This is a genomic window from Citrobacter sp. BIDMC107 (assembly GCF_001037575.1).
GTDB classification, from domain to species: domain Bacteria; phylum Pseudomonadota; class Gammaproteobacteria; order Enterobacterales; family Enterobacteriaceae; genus Citrobacter; species Citrobacter freundii.
This window is the reverse complement of the sequence record NZ_KQ089848.1, coordinates 293,796-310,327: the sequence shown is the minus strand read 5'-3', so window position 1 is coordinate 310,327 and position 16,532 is coordinate 293,796. Positions and strand designations below refer to the sequence as shown.

18 protein-coding genes and 1 other annotated feature are annotated in these 16,532 nt (G+C 52.5%); of the genes, 14 read left to right on the top strand and 4 right to left on the bottom strand.

Translation table 11 applies throughout. The annotated features are described in order from the left end of the window. Positions 1-81 precede the first annotated feature (81 nt). From thrS to selO, 14 genes are all read left to right on the top strand, one after another. Positions 82-2,010, top strand: coding sequence for a threonine--tRNA ligase (gene thrS / locus SK39_RS01470; protein WP_003832572.1), 1,929 nt, complete (start codon positions 82-84; stop codon positions 2,008-2,010). A 3-nt stretch (positions 2,011-2,013) separates the two neighbouring features. Continuing rightward, entirely contained in the window at positions 2,014-2,556 is a 543-nt protein-coding gene (infC, locus tag SK39_RS01465) for a translation initiation factor IF-3 (protein WP_048997935.1), read from the top strand. A gap of 96 nt (positions 2,557-2,652) precedes the next feature. Continuing rightward, positions 2,653-2,850 (top strand): 50S ribosomal protein L35, encoded by a 198-nt coding sequence (gene rpmI / locus SK39_RS01460; RefSeq protein WP_003030583.1) that lies wholly within the window; start codon positions 2,653-2,655, stop codon positions 2,848-2,850. A 55-nt stretch (positions 2,851-2,905) separates the two neighbouring features. Then, complete coding sequence (gene rplT, locus SK39_RS01455) at positions 2,906-3,262, top strand: 50S ribosomal protein L20 (protein ID WP_003030578.1); 357 nt, start codon at positions 2,906-2,908, stop codon at positions 3,260-3,262. 120 nt (positions 3,263-3,382) lie between these two features. Then, positions 3,383-3,507, top strand: a sequence feature (Phe leader region). After that, positions 3,388-3,432 (top strand): pheST operon leader peptide PheM, encoded by a 45-nt coding sequence (gene pheM, locus SK39_RS27350; protein WP_001386830.1) that lies wholly within the window; start codon positions 3,388-3,390, stop codon positions 3,430-3,432. (Overlaps the previous feature by 45 nt.) Before the next feature lie 124 nt (positions 3,508-3,631). After that, a complete protein-coding gene (gene pheS / locus SK39_RS01450; protein WP_048216529.1) occupies positions 3,632-4,615 on the top strand; it encodes a phenylalanine--tRNA ligase subunit alpha in 984 nt (327 codons plus the stop codon). Between the two features lie 15 nt (positions 4,616-4,630). Next, positions 4,631-7,018, top strand: a complete 2,388-nt coding sequence (gene pheT / locus SK39_RS01445) for a phenylalanine--tRNA ligase subunit beta (RefSeq protein WP_003030574.1) — start codon at positions 4,631-4,633, stop codon at positions 7,016-7,018. A 4-nt stretch (positions 7,019-7,022) separates the two neighbouring features. Next, positions 7,023-7,322: an integration host factor subunit alpha gene (ihfA, locus tag SK39_RS01440; protein WP_003030571.1), complete on the top strand. Its 300-nt coding sequence runs from the start codon at positions 7,023-7,025 to the stop codon at positions 7,320-7,322. A gap of 153 nt (positions 7,323-7,475) precedes the next feature. After that, positions 7,476-8,456: a vitamin B12 ABC transporter permease BtuC gene (gene btuC, locus SK39_RS01435; RefSeq protein WP_003832584.1), complete on the top strand. Its 981-nt coding sequence runs from the start codon at positions 7,476-7,478 to the stop codon at positions 8,454-8,456. A gap of 60 nt (positions 8,457-8,516) precedes the next feature. Next, positions 8,517-9,068 carry a glutathione peroxidase gene (locus SK39_RS01430; RefSeq protein ID WP_003030569.1) on the top strand — a complete coding sequence of 184 codons (552 nt, stop codon included), beginning with the start codon at positions 8,517-8,519 and terminating at the stop codon, positions 9,066-9,068. Beyond that, positions 9,068-9,817 carry a vitamin B12 ABC transporter ATP-binding protein BtuD gene (gene btuD, locus SK39_RS01425; protein WP_003030567.1) on the top strand — a complete coding sequence of 250 codons (750 nt, stop codon included), beginning with the start codon at positions 9,068-9,070 and terminating at the stop codon, positions 9,815-9,817. The genes SK39_RS01430 and btuD overlap by 1 nt, the downstream gene beginning before the upstream one ends. Positions 9,818-9,894: 77 nt before the next feature. Next, positions 9,895-10,359: an NlpC/P60 family protein gene (locus tag SK39_RS01420; protein ID WP_003836644.1), complete on the top strand. Its 465-nt coding sequence runs from the start codon at positions 9,895-9,897 to the stop codon at positions 10,357-10,359. 316 nt (positions 10,360-10,675) lie between these two features. Next, positions 10,676-11,389, top strand: a complete 714-nt coding sequence (locus SK39_RS01415) for an EAL domain-containing protein (protein ID WP_003836643.1) — start codon at positions 10,676-10,678, stop codon at positions 11,387-11,389. A 61-nt stretch (positions 11,390-11,450) separates the two neighbouring features. After that, positions 11,451-12,893 (top strand): protein adenylyltransferase SelO, encoded by a 1,443-nt coding sequence (selO, locus tag SK39_RS01410; protein ID WP_048216528.1) that lies wholly within the window; start codon positions 11,451-11,453, stop codon positions 12,891-12,893. On the opposite strand, the gene SK39_RS01405 is transcribed toward selO, so the two are convergent. The 4 genes from SK39_RS01405 to chuS are packed head-to-tail and all read right to left on the bottom strand — an operon-like array spanning position 12,890 to position 16,503. After that, positions 12,890-13,669, bottom strand: coding sequence for a heme ABC transporter ATP-binding protein (locus tag SK39_RS01405; RefSeq protein WP_048216527.1), 780 nt, complete (start codon positions 13,667-13,669; stop codon positions 12,890-12,892). The genes selO and SK39_RS01405 overlap by 4 nt on opposite strands. Then, complete coding sequence (locus SK39_RS01400; protein WP_048216526.1) at positions 13,662-14,654, bottom strand: FecCD family ABC transporter permease; 993 nt, start codon at positions 14,652-14,654, stop codon at positions 13,662-13,664. Before SK39_RS01400 ends, SK39_RS01405 begins: the two co-directional genes overlap by 8 nt. Beyond that, a complete protein-coding gene (locus tag SK39_RS01395; RefSeq protein WP_048216525.1) occupies positions 14,654-15,475 on the bottom strand; it encodes a heme/hemin ABC transporter substrate-binding protein in 822 nt (273 codons plus the stop codon). The genes SK39_RS01400 and SK39_RS01395 overlap by 1 nt, the downstream gene beginning before the upstream one ends. Next, positions 15,472-16,503 carry a hematinate-forming heme oxygenase ChuS gene (chuS, locus tag SK39_RS01390; RefSeq protein ID WP_003843464.1) on the bottom strand — a complete coding sequence of 344 codons (1,032 nt, stop codon included), beginning with the start codon at positions 16,501-16,503 and terminating at the stop codon, positions 15,472-15,474. The genes SK39_RS01395 and chuS overlap by 4 nt, the downstream gene beginning before the upstream one ends. Between the last annotated feature and the right edge of the window lie 29 nt (positions 16,504-16,532).

Below are 16,532 nucleotides of genomic sequence, written 5' to 3'. Positions count from 1 at the left end.
CACACCTTTTTGATAATTTTAAATATTGAATCTTTGTATGTGATCTTACGTGTGGGTCACCACTGCAAATAAGGATATAACATGCCTGTTATTACTCTTCCTGATGGCAGCCAACGCCATTACGACCACGCTGTAAGCCCCATGGATGTTGCGCTGGACATCGGTCCAGGTCTGGCGAAAGCCACTATTGCTGGCCGTGTTGACGGTGAGCTGGTAGATGCTTCCGATCTGATTGAGCATGATGCGAAGCTCTCCATCATCACCGCGAAGGATGAAGAAGGTCTGGAGATCATTCGTCACTCCTGTGCGCACCTGTTAGGGCACGCGATCAAACAACTCTGGCCGCACACCAAAATGGCGATCGGACCGGTTGTTGATAACGGTTTTTACTACGATATCGATCTTGACCGTACGTTAACCCAGGAAGACGTCGACGCGCTTGAGAAGCGGATGCACGAGCTCGCTGAGAAAAACTACGATGTCATTAAGAAGAAAGTCAGCTGGTACGAAGCGCGTGAAACCTTCGTGAAGCGTGGCGAGACCTATAAAGTCTCCATTCTTGATGAAAACATTGCCCATGATGACAAGCCTGGCTTGTACCATCATGAAGAATATGTCGATATGTGCCGTGGCCCGCACGTGCCGAATATGCGTTTCTGCCATCACTTCAAACTGATGAAGACCGCTGGGGCATACTGGCGTGGCGACAGCAATAACAAGATGCTGCAGCGTATTTATGGTACTGCATGGGCAGATAAAAAAGCCCTGAATGCCTACCTGCAACGTCTGGAAGAAGCGGCCAAACGCGACCACCGTAAAATCGGCAAGCAGCTTGACCTGTATCACATGCAGGAAGAAGCGCCGGGTATGGTGTTCTGGCACAACGATGGCTGGACTATCTTCCGTGAACTGGAAGTCTTTGTTCGCTCAAAACTGAAAGAATACCAGTATCAGGAAGTGAAAGGTCCGTTCATGATGGACCGCGTGCTGTGGGAAAAAACAGGTCACTGGGACAACTACAAAGATGCGATGTTCACCACCTCTTCTGAGAACCGTGAATACTGCATTAAGCCAATGAACTGCCCTGGCCACGTACAGATCTTTAATCAGGGTCTGAAATCCTATCGAGATCTGCCGCTGCGTATGGCTGAGTTTGGTAGCTGCCACCGTAATGAACCGTCAGGTGCGCTGCATGGCCTGATGCGTGTTCGTGGCTTCACTCAAGATGATGCGCATATCTTCTGTACTGAAGAGCAGATTCGTGATGAAGTTAACGCGTGCATTCGTATGGTCTACGATATGTACAGCACCTTTGGCTTCGAGAAAATCGTCGTCAAACTGTCCACTCGCCCCGAAAAACGTATCGGTAGCGATGAAATGTGGGACCGTGCTGAAGCTGACCTGGCCGTTGCGCTGGAAGAAAACAACATCCCGTTTGAGTTCCAACTGGGTGAGGGCGCGTTCTACGGTCCGAAAATTGAATTTACCCTGTATGACTGCCTCGATCGTGCATGGCAGTGCGGTACTGTACAGCTGGACTTCTCCCTGCCGTCCCGTTTAAGCGCCTCTTACGTTGGCGAAAACAACGAACGTCAGGTGCCGGTTATGATTCACCGTGCAATTCTTGGGTCGATGGAACGTTTCATCGGTATCCTGACTGAAGAGTTCGCTGGCTTCTTCCCGACCTGGCTTGCGCCGGTTCAGGTTGTGGTCATGAACATCACCGATTCTCAGTCTGAATACGTTAACGAATTAACGCAGAAACTACAAAATGCGGGTATTCGTGTAAAAGCAGACTTGAGAAATGAGAAGATTGGCTTTAAAATCCGCGAGCACACTTTACGTCGTGTCCCTTACATGTTGGTCTGTGGCGACAAAGAGGTAGAAGCAGGCAAAGTTGCCGTGCGTACCCGTCGTGGCAAAGACTTGGGCAGCCTGGACGTAAATGAAGTGATTGAGAAGCTGCAACAAGAGATTCGCAGCCGCAGTCTTCAACAACTGGAGGAATAAGGTATTAAAGGCGGAAAACGAGTTCAAACGGCACGTCCGAATCGTATCAATGGCGAGATTCGCGCCCTGGAAGTTCGCTTAACAGGTCTGGAAGGCGAAGCTTTGGGTATTGTGAGTCTGAGAGAAGCGATCGAAAAAGCTGAAGAAGCTGGAGTAGATTTAGTTGAAATCAGCCCTAACGCCGAACCGCCAGTTTGTCGTATTATGGACTACGGCAAGTTCCTTTATGAAAAGAGTAAGTCTTCTAAGGAACAGAAGAAAAAGCAAAAAGTTATCCAGGTTAAGGAAATTAAATTCCGTCCTGGCACCGACGATGGCGATTACCAGGTAAAACTCCGCAGCCTGGTACGCTTTCTGGAAGATGGCGATAAGGCTAAGATCACGCTGCGTTTTCGCGGTCGTGAGATGGCCCACCAACAGATCGGTATGGAAGTGCTCAACCGCGTCCGTGACGATCTGAGTGAACTGGCAGTAGTCGAATCCTTCCCTACGAAGATCGAAGGCCGCCAGATGATCATGGTGCTCGCTCCTAAGAAGAAACAGTAAGGCCTTCAAGTAGCAATGTCTGTGGAGCCTACGGGTTCCACAGCTGTTGTTCGCCTACGTTTCGTTTATTAACAATGCGAAGTGGAAGTTATTAAAATGCCAAAAATTAAGACCGTACGCGGTGCTGCTAAGCGTTTCAAAAAAACCGGTGGTGGTGGATTTAAGCGTAAGCACGCAAACCTGCGTCATATTCTGACCAAAAAATCTACTAAGCGTAAACGTCACCTGCGTCCAAAAGGCCTCGTGTCTAAAGGCGATCTGGGTCTGGTTATCGCGTGCCTGCCGTACGCATAAGCCGTTAACGTTTAATTCATTTTTTTACTAAGAATATAGATACAGGAGAGCACATATGGCTCGCGTAAAACGTGGTGTAGTTGCCCGTGCACGTCACAAGAAAATTTTGAAACAAGCTAAAGGCTACTACGGTGCGCGTTCTCGCGTATACCGCGTTGCCTTCCAGGCTGTTATCAAAGCTGGTCAGTACGCTTATCGTGACCGTCGTCAGAAAAAGCGTCAGTTCCGTCAACTGTGGATTGCGCGTATCAACGCAGCAGCACGTCAGAACGGTATTTCTTACAGCAAATTCATCAACGGCCTGAAAAAAGCCTCTGTTGAAATCGACCGTAAGATCCTGGCTGACATCGCAGTATTCGACAAAGTAGCGTTCACCGCTCTGGTCGAAAAAGCGAAAGCAGCTCTGGCATAAGCCGGTGAAAAGAGGGAGCCTGGCTCCCTCTCTTTTATTTGCAGTACAATCAATTAGTTGACAATTTATCCGTAAGCCTTTTCAATAAAGGTTGTCCGGTTTTTACCACACAAGGTAACGCAAGCATGAATGCTGCTATTTTCCGCTTCTTCTTTTACTTTAGCACCTGAAATCAGGAGGCTTGCGCGTGAAAGAAGAAACGGAAAACAGCGCCTAAAAGCCTCCCTGGTGGAGGCTTTTTTTATACGCGTCATCCTTCAAGTTGTCTCTGTATTGGCTGCATTCGCTCTTTTGCTGCGTTGATACAACTTGAATGATTTTGCGTATATATGAGCGACTAGTGAATATCGCAACATAACGAGGAAAACCATGTCACATCTCGCAGAGCTGGTTGCCAGTGCAACGGCCGCCATTAACCAGGCTTCAGATGTTGCCGCGTTAGACAATGTCCGCGTCGAATATTTGGGCAAGAAAGGGCACTTGACCCTTCAGATGACAACCCTGCGCGAACTGCCGCCAGAAGAGCGCCCGGCAGCAGGTGCGGTGATAAACGAAGCCAAAGAGCAGGTGCAGCAAGCGCTGAACGCGCGTAAGGCCGAATTAGAAAGTGCTGCTCTGAATGCTCGTCTGGCTGAAGAAACTATGGATATCTCCCTGCCAGGGCGTCGTATCGAAAACGGCGGTCTGCATCCTGTAACGCGTACAATTGACAGGATTGAAAGTTTCTTTGGTGAGCTGGGCTTTACCGTGGCGACTGGTCCGGAAATCGAAGATGACTATCATAACTTCGATGCGCTGAACATTCCTGGCCATCATCCGGCGCGCGCTGACCACGACACTTTCTGGTTTGACGCGACGCGTTTGCTGCGTACGCAGACTTCCGGCGTGCAGATCCGCACCATGAAGGAAAAACAGCCGCCGATCCGTATTATCGCCCCGGGCCGTGTATATCGTAACGATTACGATCAGACTCACACCCCGATGTTCCATCAGATGGAAGGGCTGATTGTTGATACCAACATCAACTTCACCAACCTGAAAGGCACGCTGCACGATTTCCTGCGCAACTTCTTTGAAGAAGACCTGCAGGTTCGTTTCCGTCCTTCCTACTTCCCGTTCACTGAACCTTCTGCGGAAGTAGATGTGATGGGCAAAAACGGTAAGTGGCTGGAAGTACTGGGTTGCGGGATGGTTCACCCGAACGTGCTGCGTAATGTTGGCATCGATCCGGAAATCTACTCGGGCTTTGCATTTGGTATGGGGATGGAGCGTCTGACCATGCTGCGTTACGGTGTTACCGATCTGCGTTCTTTCTTCGAAAACGATCTGCGTTTCCTCAAACAGTTTAAATAAAGGCAGGATAAAACAATGAAATTCAGTGAACTGTGGTTACGCGAATGGGTAAACCCGGCGATTGATAGCGATGCTCTGTCAAACCAAATCACAATGGCGGGTCTGGAAGTTGACGGTGTGGAACCTGTTTCCGGTGCGTTCAACGGCGTTGTGGTGGGTGAAGTGGTTGAATGTGGCCAGCACCCGAACGCTGACAAACTGCGTGTCACCAAAGTGAATGTAGGCGGCGACCGTCTGCTGGACATCGTCTGCGGTGCGCCAAACTGCCGTCAGGGGTTGAAAGTGGCTGTGGCAACCGTTGGTGCCGTTCTGCCGGGCGATTTCAAAATCAAAGCCGCGAAACTGCGCGGTGAGCCGTCTGAAGGTATGCTGTGCTCATTCTCTGAGCTGGGTATTTCCGACGATCATAACGGGATTATCGAACTGCCGGCCGATGCGCCAATTGGCACCGATATCCGTGAATACCTGAAGCTTGACGACAACACTATCGAAATCAGCGTCACGCCGAACCGCGCCGACTGCTTAGGCATTATCGGTGTCGCACGTGATGTTGCTGTGCTGAACAAAGCTCCGCTGGTTGAGCCGGAAATCGCGCCTGTAGCGGCAACCATTAGCGACGTCCTGCCGATTCAGGTTGAAGCCGTGGAAGCCTGTCCACGCTATCTGGGCCGCGTGGTTAAAGGCATCAATGTTAAAGCGCCGACCCCGCTGTGGATGAAAGAAAAACTGCGTCGTTGCGGTATTCGTTCAATCGATGCCGTGGTTGACGTGACTAACTATGTGCTGCTCGAACTGGGCCAGCCGATGCACGCATTCGACAAAGACCGCATTGAAGGCGGAATTGTTGTCCGTATGGCAAAAGAGGGTGAGACCCTGGTATTGCTGGATGGCAGCGAAGCGAAGCTGAATGCGGATACGCTGGTGATTGCGGACCATAACAAAGCGCTGGCGATGGGCGGCATCTTTGGTGGCGAACATTCCGGCGTGAATGATGAAACGCAAAACGTCCTGCTGGAATGTGCATTCTTCAGCCCGCTGTCTATTACCGGTCGCGCACGTCGTCACGGTCTGCACACCGATGCTTCTCACCGCTATGAGCGTGGTGTTGATCCGGCTCTGCAACATAAGGCCATGGAACGTGCAACGCGCCTGCTGATCGATATCTGCGGCGGCGAAGCGGGTCCAGTCATTGACGTGACGAACGAAGACACGCTGCCAAAACGCGCAACCATTACGCTTCGTCGTAGCAAACTGGATCGTCTGATCGGACACCATATTGCGGATGAGCAGGTGAGCGACATTCTGCGTCGTCTGGGTTGTGACGTGACGGAAGGGCAGGATGAGTGGAAAGCGGTCGCGCCGAGCTGGCGTTTCGATATGGAAATCGAAGAAGACCTGGTCGAAGAAGTCGCCCGCGTATACGGTTATGACAATATCCCGAACACGCCGATCCAGGCGGGTCTTATCATGGGTACGCATCGTGAAGCGGATTTGTCGCTGAAACGTGTAAAAACCATGCTGAATGACAAAGGCTACCAGGAAGTAATTACCTACAGCTTCGTCGACCCGAAAGTCCAGTCGCTGCTGCACCCGGGTGAAGAAGCGCTGCTGCTGCCAAGCCCAATTTCTATTGATATGTCGGCTATGCGTTTGTCCCTGTGGACCGGCTTGCTGTCTACGGTAGTGTATAACCAGAACCGTCAGCAGAACCGCGTACGTATTTTTGAAACGGGTTTACGTTTCGTACCGGATACACAGGCCAATCTCGGGATCCGTCAGGATCTGATGCTGGCGGGCGTGATCTGCGGTAACCGTCATGATGAACACTGGAATCTGGCAAAAGAGACCGTTGATTTCTATGATCTGAAAGGCGATCTGGAAGCGGTTCTCGACCTGACCGGCAAACTGGCAGACATTCAGTTCAAAGCTGAAGCGAATCCAGCACTGCATCCGGGTCAGTCTGCGGCGATTTATCTGAAAGGTGAACGTATTGGTTTCATTGGGGTTGTTCATCCTGAACTGGAACGTAAACTGGATCTGAACGGTCGCACTCTGGTGTTTGAACTGGAGTGGAATAAGCTCGCAGACCGCGTGGTGCCTCAGGCGCGTGAAGTTTCTCGCTTCCCGGCGAACCGTCGCGACATCGCGGTTGTTGTGGCCGAAAACGTTCCCGCTGCGGATATTTTATCCGAGTGTAAGAAAGTTGGCGTAAATCAGGTAGTTGGCGTAAACTTATTTGACGTGTACCGCGGTAAGGGTGTTGCGGAGGGTTATAAGAGCCTCGCTATCAGCCTGATCCTTCAGGATACCAGCCGTACACTTGAAGAAGAGGAGATTGCCGCTACCGTCGCCAAATGTGTAGAGGCATTAAAAGAGCGATTCCAGGCATCATTGAGGGATTGAACCTATGGCGCTTACAAAAGCTGAAATGTCAGAATATCTGTTTGATAAGCTTGGGCTTAGCAAGCGGGATGCCAAAGAACTGGTCGAGCTGTTTTTCGAAGAGATCCGTCGTGCTCTGGAAAATGGTGAGCAGGTAAAACTCTCTGGTTTTGGTAACTTCGATCTGCGTGATAAGAATCAACGTCCGGGCCGTAACCCGAAAACGGGCGAAGATATTCCCATTACAGCACGGCGCGTGGTGACCTTCAGACCCGGACAGAAGTTAAAAAGCCGGGTCGAAAACGCAACGCCCAAAGAAGAGTGATTTAACGATCCGTTAAGTCACTTGCTCTGCCATCAAAGCGGCAGCGCAAACCATGATATATAACTAAAAAGGCCGCTCTGCGGCCTTTTTCCTTTTCACTACCGAATCAGCACCGTAGAATCACCTTCATCTCTTTTCAGCAGAATGGAAAACATGCTGACTTTCGCCCATCAACAGCAGCGTCGAAATGTGCGCTGGATACTGTCACTGTCAGTACTTATGCTACTGGCAACGATTCTAAGCTTGTGCGCAGGAGAACAATGGATCGCTCCCGGCGACTGGTTCAGCGCCCGCGGCGATCTGTTCGTCTGGCAAATCCGACTTCCCCGTACCCTTGCCGTTTTGCTGGTAGGCGCTGCGTTGGCCTTATCAGGCGCAGTGATGCAAGCTCTCTTTGAAAATCCGCTCGCCGAGCCGGGATTATTAGGCGTGTCTAACGGCGCGGGAGTCGGGCTTATCGCGGCGGTGCTGCTGGGGCAGGGGCAACTTCCCGGCTGGGCATTGGGCCTTTGCGCCATTGCCGGGGCGCTGATTATCACGCTCATACTGCTACGTTTCGCCCGCCGTCATTTGTCTACCAGTCGTCTGCTGCTGGCAGGGGTGGCGCTGGGGATTATCTGTAGCGCGCTGATGACATGGGCCATCTACTTCTCCACATCATTTGACTTACGACAGCTGATGTACTGGATGATGGGGGGCTTCGGTGGCGTAGACTGGCATCAGGCCTGGCTCATGGTGGCGTTGATTCCGGTACTGGTGTGGATCTGCTGTCAGTCGCAGCCGATGAATATGCTGGCATTAGGAGAGACGTCTGCTCGTCAGCTGGGGCTGCCCCTATGGTTCTGGCGCAACCTGCTGGTGGTCGCCACGGGCTGGATGGTCGGCGTGAGCGTGGCTCTGGCAGGGGCGATTGGTTTTATTGGGCTTGTGATACCGCATATTTTGCGACTGTGCGGCCTCACCGATCACCGTGTTTTATTGCCAGGTTGTGCGTTGGCTGGTGCAATCGCATTACTGTTTGCTGATGTTGTCGCGCGTCTGGTGCTGGCCTCGGCTGAGTTACCTATCGGCGTGGTGACGGCCACCATGGGCGCACCGGTATTTATCTGGTTATTGTTAAAAGCCGCGCGCTAGAACGCGTTGGTTCGGTCTATGATTAAAAACTGAAAATCCACCTGTTGTTCTGGAGATGCTATGCAAAACACTATCCTCGATACAGAAGTGACGACCATCGACGGCGAGGTTACCTCACTGCAGCCGTATTCCGGAAATGTGCTGTTAATCGTCAACGTTGCTTCAAAATGTGGACTGACGCCGCAGTACGAGCAACTGGAGAATCTGCAGAAAACCTGGCACCAACAGGGCTTCAGCGTTCTTGGTTTCCCTTGCAATCAGTTTCTGGGCCAGGAGCCGGGCAGCGAAGAGGAAATAAAAACGTACTGCAGTACCACCTGGGGCGTAACTTTCCCGATGTTCAGCAAAATTGACGTCAACGGCGAGGGACGCCATCCGCTGTATCAGAAGCTGATTGATGCCGCGCCAACGGCCGTTGCACCTGCGGATAGTGGGTTCTATGAGCGAATGGCGAGCAAAGGTCGTGCGCCGCTCTACCCGGACGATATTCTGTGGAATTTCGAGAAGTTTTTAGTGGGTCGCGATGGAAAAGTGCTGCAACGATTCTCACCGGATATGACGCCTGAGGATCCCATTCTGGTGCAAACCATCAAGCAGGCGCTGGCAAACTAATGTCTCGATTGATGCAGCTACAGGACGTCGCGGAATCGACCCGTCTTGGCCCGCTTTCTGGTGAGATAAAAGCAGGAGAGATCCTGCATTTAGTGGGACCAAACGGTGCCGGAAAAAGTACGCTGTTGGCGCGTATGGCGGGTCTGACGAACGGAGAGGGCAGCATCACTTTTGGTGATATGCCGTTGGAGGAATGGCCGGCTGCCAGGCTGGCGCAATATCGTGCCTATCTTGCGCAACAGCAAAATCCGCCGTTTGCGATGCCGGTCTGGCATTTTCTGACGCTGCATCAACCCGACAAAGCACGTACCGATCTGTTACAGGAGGTCGCCGATGCGCTCGGCCTGGGAGATAAACTGGGGCGCGGCGTGAACCAACTCTCCGGCGGTGAGTGGCAGCGTGTGCGCCTGGCTGCGGTTATTCTGCAGATTTGCCCACAAGCGAATCCATTAGGTCAGCTTTTACTCCTGGATGAGCCGATGAACAGTCTGGACGTCGCGCAACAAAACGCACTGGATCGATTGTTGAGTCAGCTGTGTTTGCAGGGCATAGCGATTGTGATGAGTAGTCACGACCTTAATCACACCTTACGCCATGCGCATAAAGCCTGGCTACTCAAACGTGGGAAACTGCTTGCCAGTGGTTCTCGAGATGCGGTACTGACGCCGGCCAATCTGTCTGCGGCCTATGGTGTCAACTTCCGACGTTTGGATATTGAAGGGCATAGAATGCTCATATCAACCACTTAAGTTAAATGGGTTCTTGAAAATCATATAATTTCCACGCTAAATTGGTATAAAAATAAAATTCAGAGGATTCGTACTGAATGCGCTTTTGGCTCCTTTTAATCACAGCATTGTTTTTGGCGGGCTGCAGCAGCCATCGTGCGCCTGCGCCAAATGCCCGCTTGTCGGATTCAATCGCCGTTATTGCCGGTCTTAATGATCAGCTACAAACCTGGCATGGCACACCCTATCGTTATGGTGGTATGAGTCGTAGCGGGGTGGATTGTTCTGGATTTGTTTTGATGACGATGCGCGATAAATTCGATCTGCAACTCCCACGCGATACGCGTACGCAATCAAAGATTGGTACCGAAATTGATAAAGACGATTTGCTGCCCGGTGATCTGGTTTTCTTTAAAACCGGGTCTGGGGAAAGCGGTCTGCATGTCGGTATTTACGATACCAATAATCAATTTATTCATGCTTCAACCAGCCGTGGAGTGATGCGCTCGTCTCTGGATAACGTTTACTGGCGTAAAAACTTTTGGCAGGCGCGACGTATTTAATCCTCACAACTCCGAGGCTGCCATCGAGTGGCAGCCTCGACATCACCGTTTGAAAGTTAACTTTTATTTCTGCTTTTGGTTAGACAATACCCATGAACATTAAGAGCGTATCTTGCTAAAAATATGATTTATTCCGAGATATTAAAAAGTGCAAAGCTGGATATTCGCTTATAATCAGGATAAGCTAAAAAAAAGGATTCGATTTACCGGCTAAAAAGGGAAAAATGAAAGGGCCTCTACTTGCATCAGCAGTAACGTATTTCTTCATCCTTTGCTACAGGATGCCGGATAACACCCATGCAGCGGGGCTGGCACGATGATTGTTTCACTGGATAATCTTTACCATTCTGAGTTCTCTTTTCTTCCTGCGAGAAGCGAAAAAGGCGATCTTGAATTCGTCGACATCATCACCAATTTCGCCAGTGCACATGGGGATGTGCGTATACCCACCGAGCTGGTCCTACCTCGGATGTCAGACGACGAACAATGTCGTTTATTTGTAGAAAAACTAGAATTAATCGAAACGTGCCAACATTTTTTTATTCAGCGAAAAGTATTTGCCTGGATTAATTTAACGCCAGCAATTGCTAATACTTTATTATCAGATACTGAACTTGCTTCACAAGTTGAACGATTTTCATTTCTGGAACTGACTATTAATGAAAGCTATCCGGAGTTAAACAAAGGTAAAGATAATCCAACATTGGCCGCACTTGCTGCGCGATTTCCATTAGTCCTGACAAACTATGGTGCTGGCGGTATATCAACCCGGGCAATTTTTGACGGCCTGTTCAAACGCGTCGTTCTGGATAAAAACTTTGTTCAACAAAGGATTGCACATATTTCGTTTGAGCCGTTTATGCGGGCTATTCTGGCGCAACTATCTCCCAGCTGTGAGTCAATAATCATTAGCGGAATTGATACACAAGAGATGCTGGAGCGCGTTTTGCCTGTAGGATTCAGTGCCATGCAGGGAGGATTGTGGCCTGCAGTGCCTCCTGCGCAGATAATTTCGCTTGCTAAGATATAACCCTTTTATTTGCTGGTGTTTAACAGGCTATTAACAGTCTACACTAGAGGCAGGAGGCCCTATGACCCTGTCTTTTACCACTCGCTGGCGTGATGAACTACCAGCAACTTATACCGCGCTTTCACCCACCCCTTTGAAAAATGCGCGCCTTATCTGGCATAACGATGCGCTGGCGGAGCAATTAGCTATTCCTGCGGCGCTATTTGATATTTCAACTGGTGCGGGCGTTTGGGGAGGCGAATCGCTGCTTCCCGGAATGTCGCCTTTAGCCCAGGTTTATAGTGGGCATCAGTTCGGCGTCTGGGCTGGTCAGCTTGGCGACGGACGTGGGATCCTGCTGGGCGAACAACAGCTTGCGGATGGTTCAACGTTTGACTGGCACCTGAAAGGCGCCGGACTCACGCCGTATTCCCGCATGGGTGATGGGCGCGCCGTGCTGCGCTCGACCATTCGCGAAAGCCTTGCTAGCGAAGCGATGCACTACCTGGGAATACCGACCACGCGGGCATTGTCGATTGTCACCAGCGACACGCCGGTGTATCGCGAAACGGTCGAAGCGGGGGCGATGCTTATCCGCGTGGCGCAAAGCCATATGCGGTTTGGCCATTTTGAGCATTTTTACTATCGCCGGGAGCCGGAAAAAGTGCGTCAGTTGGCTGACTTTGCGATTCGCCATTACTGGCCGCAATGGCAGGAAGACGCCGATAAATATCAGCTGTGGTTTAACGATGTTGTCACGCGTACTGCGACGTTAATCGCTGACTGGCAGGCGGTAGGGTTTGCGCATGGTGTTATGAATACGGACAACATGTCGATTCTGGGTCTGACGATGGATTACGGTCCATTCGGTTTTCTTGATGATTACGTGCCCGATTATATCTGCAACCACTCTGACAACCAGGGGCGATACAGTTTCGATAATCAACCGGCCGCCGCGTTGTGGAACCTGCAACGTCTGGCGCAAACCCTGTCGCCGTTTATCCCGGTCGAGGCGCTCAATGATGCGCTGGACAGTTACCAACTGGCGCTGTTAACTCGCTACGGTCAGCGGATGCGGCAAAAGCTCGGCTTCTTTAGCGAGCAGAAAGACGATAACGAACTGCTTAGCGAGCTGTTTAGTCTGATGTCGCGGGAAAGAAGCGACTATACGCGAACGTTTCGCATGCTCAGCCAAACGGAACAACACAGTGCGCAATCTCCGTTGCGCGATGAGTTTATCGACCGCGCAGCGTTTGACGACTGGTTCACGCGGTATCGCTCGCGCCTTCAGCAAGACAATATTGCCGATGCTGTCAGACAAACCCAGATGAAGGCGGCTAACCCGGCGATGGTATTACGTAACTGGCTGGCGCAACGGGCGATTAGTCAGGCAGAACAGGGGGATTACGCCGAGCTGCATCGGTTGCACCAGGCGTTGCGTACCCCGTTTGCTGATCGTGATGATGACTATGTCAGCCGTCCACCTGACTGGGGCAAACGGCTGGAAGTGAGTTGTTCAAGCTAAGGGGCCAGAAATACCTGCGGGGAGGCGTTGGCCGGATGCTGGCCAACGTGTACCTGAGCACCGTACCAGCGCTTCAGGTCATCGGCCTGTAACACAGTTTCCGGTGTTCCCTGCGATACCAGCCTGCCGTTGTGCAGCAGCACTATTCTGTCTGCCCACAGTGCGGCGAGGTTCAGATCGTGAAGCACAATGCACACATGCAGCTCTCCCGAAGAGGTAAGCGTTTTTAGCATGCGCAACAGATGCTGCTGGTGGTAAAGATCCAGCGCGGAGGTCGGTTCATCAAGGAATAACCAACCGCGAGGCGCACCGTCGCACCAGAGTTGTGCCAGCGCACGGGCTAACTGTACTCGCTGTTGCTCGCCGCCGGAAAGCGCGGCGTATTGCCGACCCGCCAACGGTGTGCATCCGGTCATTTCCATCACCTGAGCGATAAGCCGGGGCTCCTGCTGTTGGGTCCACGGCGCGCGGCCCATCGCGATGACGGCCTCTACCGGCCAGTCGAATCCCAACTGTGTTTGCTGGCGCATTACTGCCCGATGCCGCGACAGGGTCTGGGTAGGCCATTCCTCCAGCGGTTTGTCTGCCAGCACGCAGCGCCCGGTTGCTGGTTTGAGAAAACCGGTCAGCAGGCGCAGCAGGGTGGATTTCCCCGCACCGTTTGGGCCGATGAGCGCAACCAGTTCACCTTTTGTAAGGGTGAGCGATACGTCGTCAATCACCGCTCTGCCAGCTACGTGATAGTGAAGCCCTTCAGCGATGAAATGTTCAGCCATGCGCTCCTCGCTGACGAAAAATAAGCCATAAAAACCACGGAGCGCCGAGAAGACTGGTCAACAGACCGACTGGCATCTCCGCAGGCGCAGCCGCAGTACGGGCCAGGGTGTCGGCAATCAGCAATAAAAACGCGCCCGCCAGCACGGAACCCGGAATAACGGCCCGATGGTCTGAGCCGAGCCACATACGTATTAAATGTGGGATTACCAACCCGATAAAGCCAATCACGCCGCTTACCGCCACGGCTGAGGCAACCAGTAATGCGCTACAAAGCAGCAAAATACGCTGTATTGTACGTACATCAACGCCGAGATAATGCGCCTCTTCCTCACCCAGTTGCAGAAGATTCAGCGCCGGAGCAAGTCGCCAGATGATCAGCACTGTCGGGATTGTCAGCGAAGTGACAGCCAACAGCGTGGACCACTGTGCGGCCCCCAGACTTCCCATTCCCCATAGCGACAGCTGGCGCAGTTGCGAATCATTACTGACCCACGACAGTACGCCAACCGCCGCCCCGCAGAGCGCGTTGATGGCAATGCCGACCAGCAGCAGGCGGGAGAGCGAACCGTCGCGCTGTTGGCTGAGGATAAAAATCACTACTGTTGCCGCTAGCGCGCCGAAAAAAGCGGCCAGCATTGGAGCATACAACATCATCAGCGCGGGCAAAGAGACAGGCAGCACCACCCACAGTGCCACAGCGCAGGCGGCGCCGCTGCTTATTCCCAGTAATCCAGGGTCTGCAAGCGGATTGCGAAACAGTCCCTGCATCACGCAGCCAGCGAGCGCCAGAGAACCGCCAATCACCAGCGCCAGCAGGACGCGGGGAAGGCGAATCGTGATCCAGATTTGACGCAGTGCCTCATCGCCATCACGCCAGAGCAGACTTACCGGCAGGCGCAACGCGCCAAAACCGGTAGCCAGAACCGTCATTGCAACCAGCATCAATGCCAACATCCACAACGAACAGGTGATCCGCCGGAACATCAGGGCAATTGCTCCGCTTTAGCACGAAGCTGCAAAATAGCCTGTGGCGTGCGAACGCTGAAGCCCAACAGCGCCATATCGTCAACCTGCAATACCTGTTTATTCCTTCCGGCAGGTGTTTGCGCAAGTCCCGGTAGCGCCCACAGGTTATCTTCGCCACCCATCGCCTTAACGCCGTCCTGCGAAATCACCACCAGATCGGGTTGGCTGGCAATGACGCCTTCTTGTGACAGCGGCTGATAGCGATTAACGCCCTGCATGGCGTTGCGTAGACCTGCGGCACGAATCGCCGCATCGGCTCCGGTTTGCTGGCCCGCCGCCATTGCGGTCATCCCGCCATGATTGAGAATAAACAGCACACGTTTATTAAGTTCAGACGACGGGAGCGTCGCCAGTTCCTGACGTAACGTTGCGCGCAGCGTTTCGCCGTCGGCCTCCCGATGAGTAGCCTCAGCGATAACCCGAACTTTTTCATCAATCGCGTTAAGATCGTTGCTTGCTGGGATCGTGACAACCCTGACGTTGCTCTGCTCAAGCTGTTTTAGCGCTAAAGAGGGCTGTGCCTGCGCGCTGGCAAGGACCAGCGTAGGGCGGGTAGCCAGGATCCCTTCGGCGTTGAGCTGGCGCAAATAACCAACATCAGGTAACGCGGTTGCCGCAACAGGCCACTGGCTTGTGCTGTCTCTCGCCACAAGGGAGGGTTGTGCTCCCAGTGCGTAGACAATCTCGGTGACATCGCCACCGAGCGCAACAACCCGTTCCTCGGGCGCAGCCAGCGCCTCGAAGGGCAGCAGCGCGATCAGGGCCAGCAGTTTTTTCATGCGGCCAGTCCTTTCGGCGTCAGTGCGTCAATCTGTGCGCGCCATTGTGTCTGCTCCGGCTCGCCTTCCGTACGTTGACCATACAGCTGGGCGATTTGCGTGCCGTCGGCAGCAAACAGCTCCAGACTGGTGACGTGACCATCGGCGGTCGGTTTACGCGTCACCCACGTTTCCGCCACGCTCTCTTCCAGTAGATGCAGGGTAAATGTTGGGTTGAAGATGTTCAGCCAGCCTTTCATCGGCACCAGTTTTTCTATTACGCCGGTAAATATCTGTACACAGCCGCGATTACCCACAAAAACCATAATTTCGTTGCCATCCTGACGCGCGGTGTCGAGCAATTGCGCCAGTGCGCTATTAGAAACCTTACAGGCCAGGTCGTCGCCAACCAGATTAAACGCCTGTTGGCGGGTGAGATCGTGGCGTTTCAGCAGACCGAAGAACTGATGGACATCGGTCATCGCTCGCCACTCTTGATCAACAGTCTGTGCGTCGACAGTGACGGCGGCAGGCACAGAATTGTTGACGGGTTGCAGCACCAGCGGCGGGTTTTCTGCAAAGATGAAACGGGTCAGCAACGCCGCCCATTCCTCAACGAAGGTATTTTGTGTGGTATAGACCTTCAGCAGTGCGTCTCCCTGATGGTCAAAGAATTGAATGCTCTGACGCTCGCCGTGGGCGGTAGTCTCACTGATATGAAAAGCGCTTGCCCACTGATTGAGGAACAGGCGCAGGTCGAGGGCACGCGGATTAAGAACTAGCCCGGCATGGCCGTTCAGGTGCTGATTGGTAAAAGCGCCAACCTGTTCATGCACCGCATATTCGTTGCGGCAAATGCATTTGGTTTCACCTACGGCTTCCAGTGCGCCGAGGATTTCGCGGACTTCGCCACGTAAGCGCCAGGCGTCATGGCCGACGCGCGCAAAGGTCAGTTCGGCTTCGCTAATATTCATCAATCCTGCAATGTCACGTGCGTATTTTCCGGGATTTTCTTTCTTCAGTTCCAGCCAGCGTGTGTAATGATTCATTGTCTCTTCCTTCCAGATTGCGGCCCCGG

Bases quoted from the DNA above. Each gene is read 5' to 3' on its own strand.
- thrS (WP_003832572.1), top strand. From the start codon at position 82: ATGCCTGTTATTACTCTTCCTGATGGCAGCCAACGCCATTACGACCAC.
- rpmI (WP_003030583.1), top strand. From the start codon at position 2,653: ATGCCAAAAATTAAGACCGTACGCGGTGCTGCTAAGCGTTTCAAAAAA.
- rplT (WP_003030578.1), top strand. From the start codon at position 2,906: ATGGCTCGCGTAAAACGTGGTGTAGTTGCCCGTGCACGTCACAAGAAA.
- pheS (WP_048216529.1), top strand. From the start codon at position 3,632: ATGTCACATCTCGCAGAGCTGGTTGCCAGTGCAACGGCCGCCATTAAC.
- pheT (WP_003030574.1), top strand. From the start codon at position 4,631: ATGAAATTCAGTGAACTGTGGTTACGCGAATGGGTAAACCCGGCGATT.
- ihfA (WP_003030571.1), top strand. From the start codon at position 7,023: ATGGCGCTTACAAAAGCTGAAATGTCAGAATATCTGTTTGATAAGCTT.
- btuC (WP_003832584.1), top strand. From the start codon at position 7,476: ATGCTGACTTTCGCCCATCAACAGCAGCGTCGAAATGTGCGCTGGATA.
- SK39_RS01430 (WP_003030569.1), top strand. From the start codon at position 8,517: ATGCAAAACACTATCCTCGATACAGAAGTGACGACCATCGACGGCGAG.
- btuD (WP_003030567.1), top strand. From the start codon at position 9,068: ATGTCTCGATTGATGCAGCTACAGGACGTCGCGGAATCGACCCGTCTT.
- SK39_RS01420 (WP_003836644.1), top strand. From the start codon at position 9,895: ATGCGCTTTTGGCTCCTTTTAATCACAGCATTGTTTTTGGCGGGCTGC.
- SK39_RS01415 (WP_003836643.1), top strand. From the start codon at position 10,676: ATGATTGTTTCACTGGATAATCTTTACCATTCTGAGTTCTCTTTTCTT.
- selO (WP_048216528.1), top strand. From the start codon at position 11,451: ATGACCCTGTCTTTTACCACTCGCTGGCGTGATGAACTACCAGCAACT.
- SK39_RS01405 (WP_048216527.1), bottom strand. From the start codon at position 13,669: ATGGCTGAACATTTCATCGCTGAAGGGCTTCACTATCACGTAGCTGGC.
- SK39_RS01400 (WP_048216526.1), bottom strand. From the start codon at position 14,654: ATGTTCCGGCGGATCACCTGTTCGTTGTGGATGTTGGCATTGATGCTG.
- SK39_RS01395 (WP_048216525.1), bottom strand. From the start codon at position 15,475: ATGAAAAAACTGCTGGCCCTGATCGCGCTGCTGCCCTTCGAGGCGCTG.
- chuS (WP_003843464.1), bottom strand. From the start codon at position 16,503: ATGAATCATTACACACGCTGGCTGGAACTGAAGAAAGAAAATCCCGGA.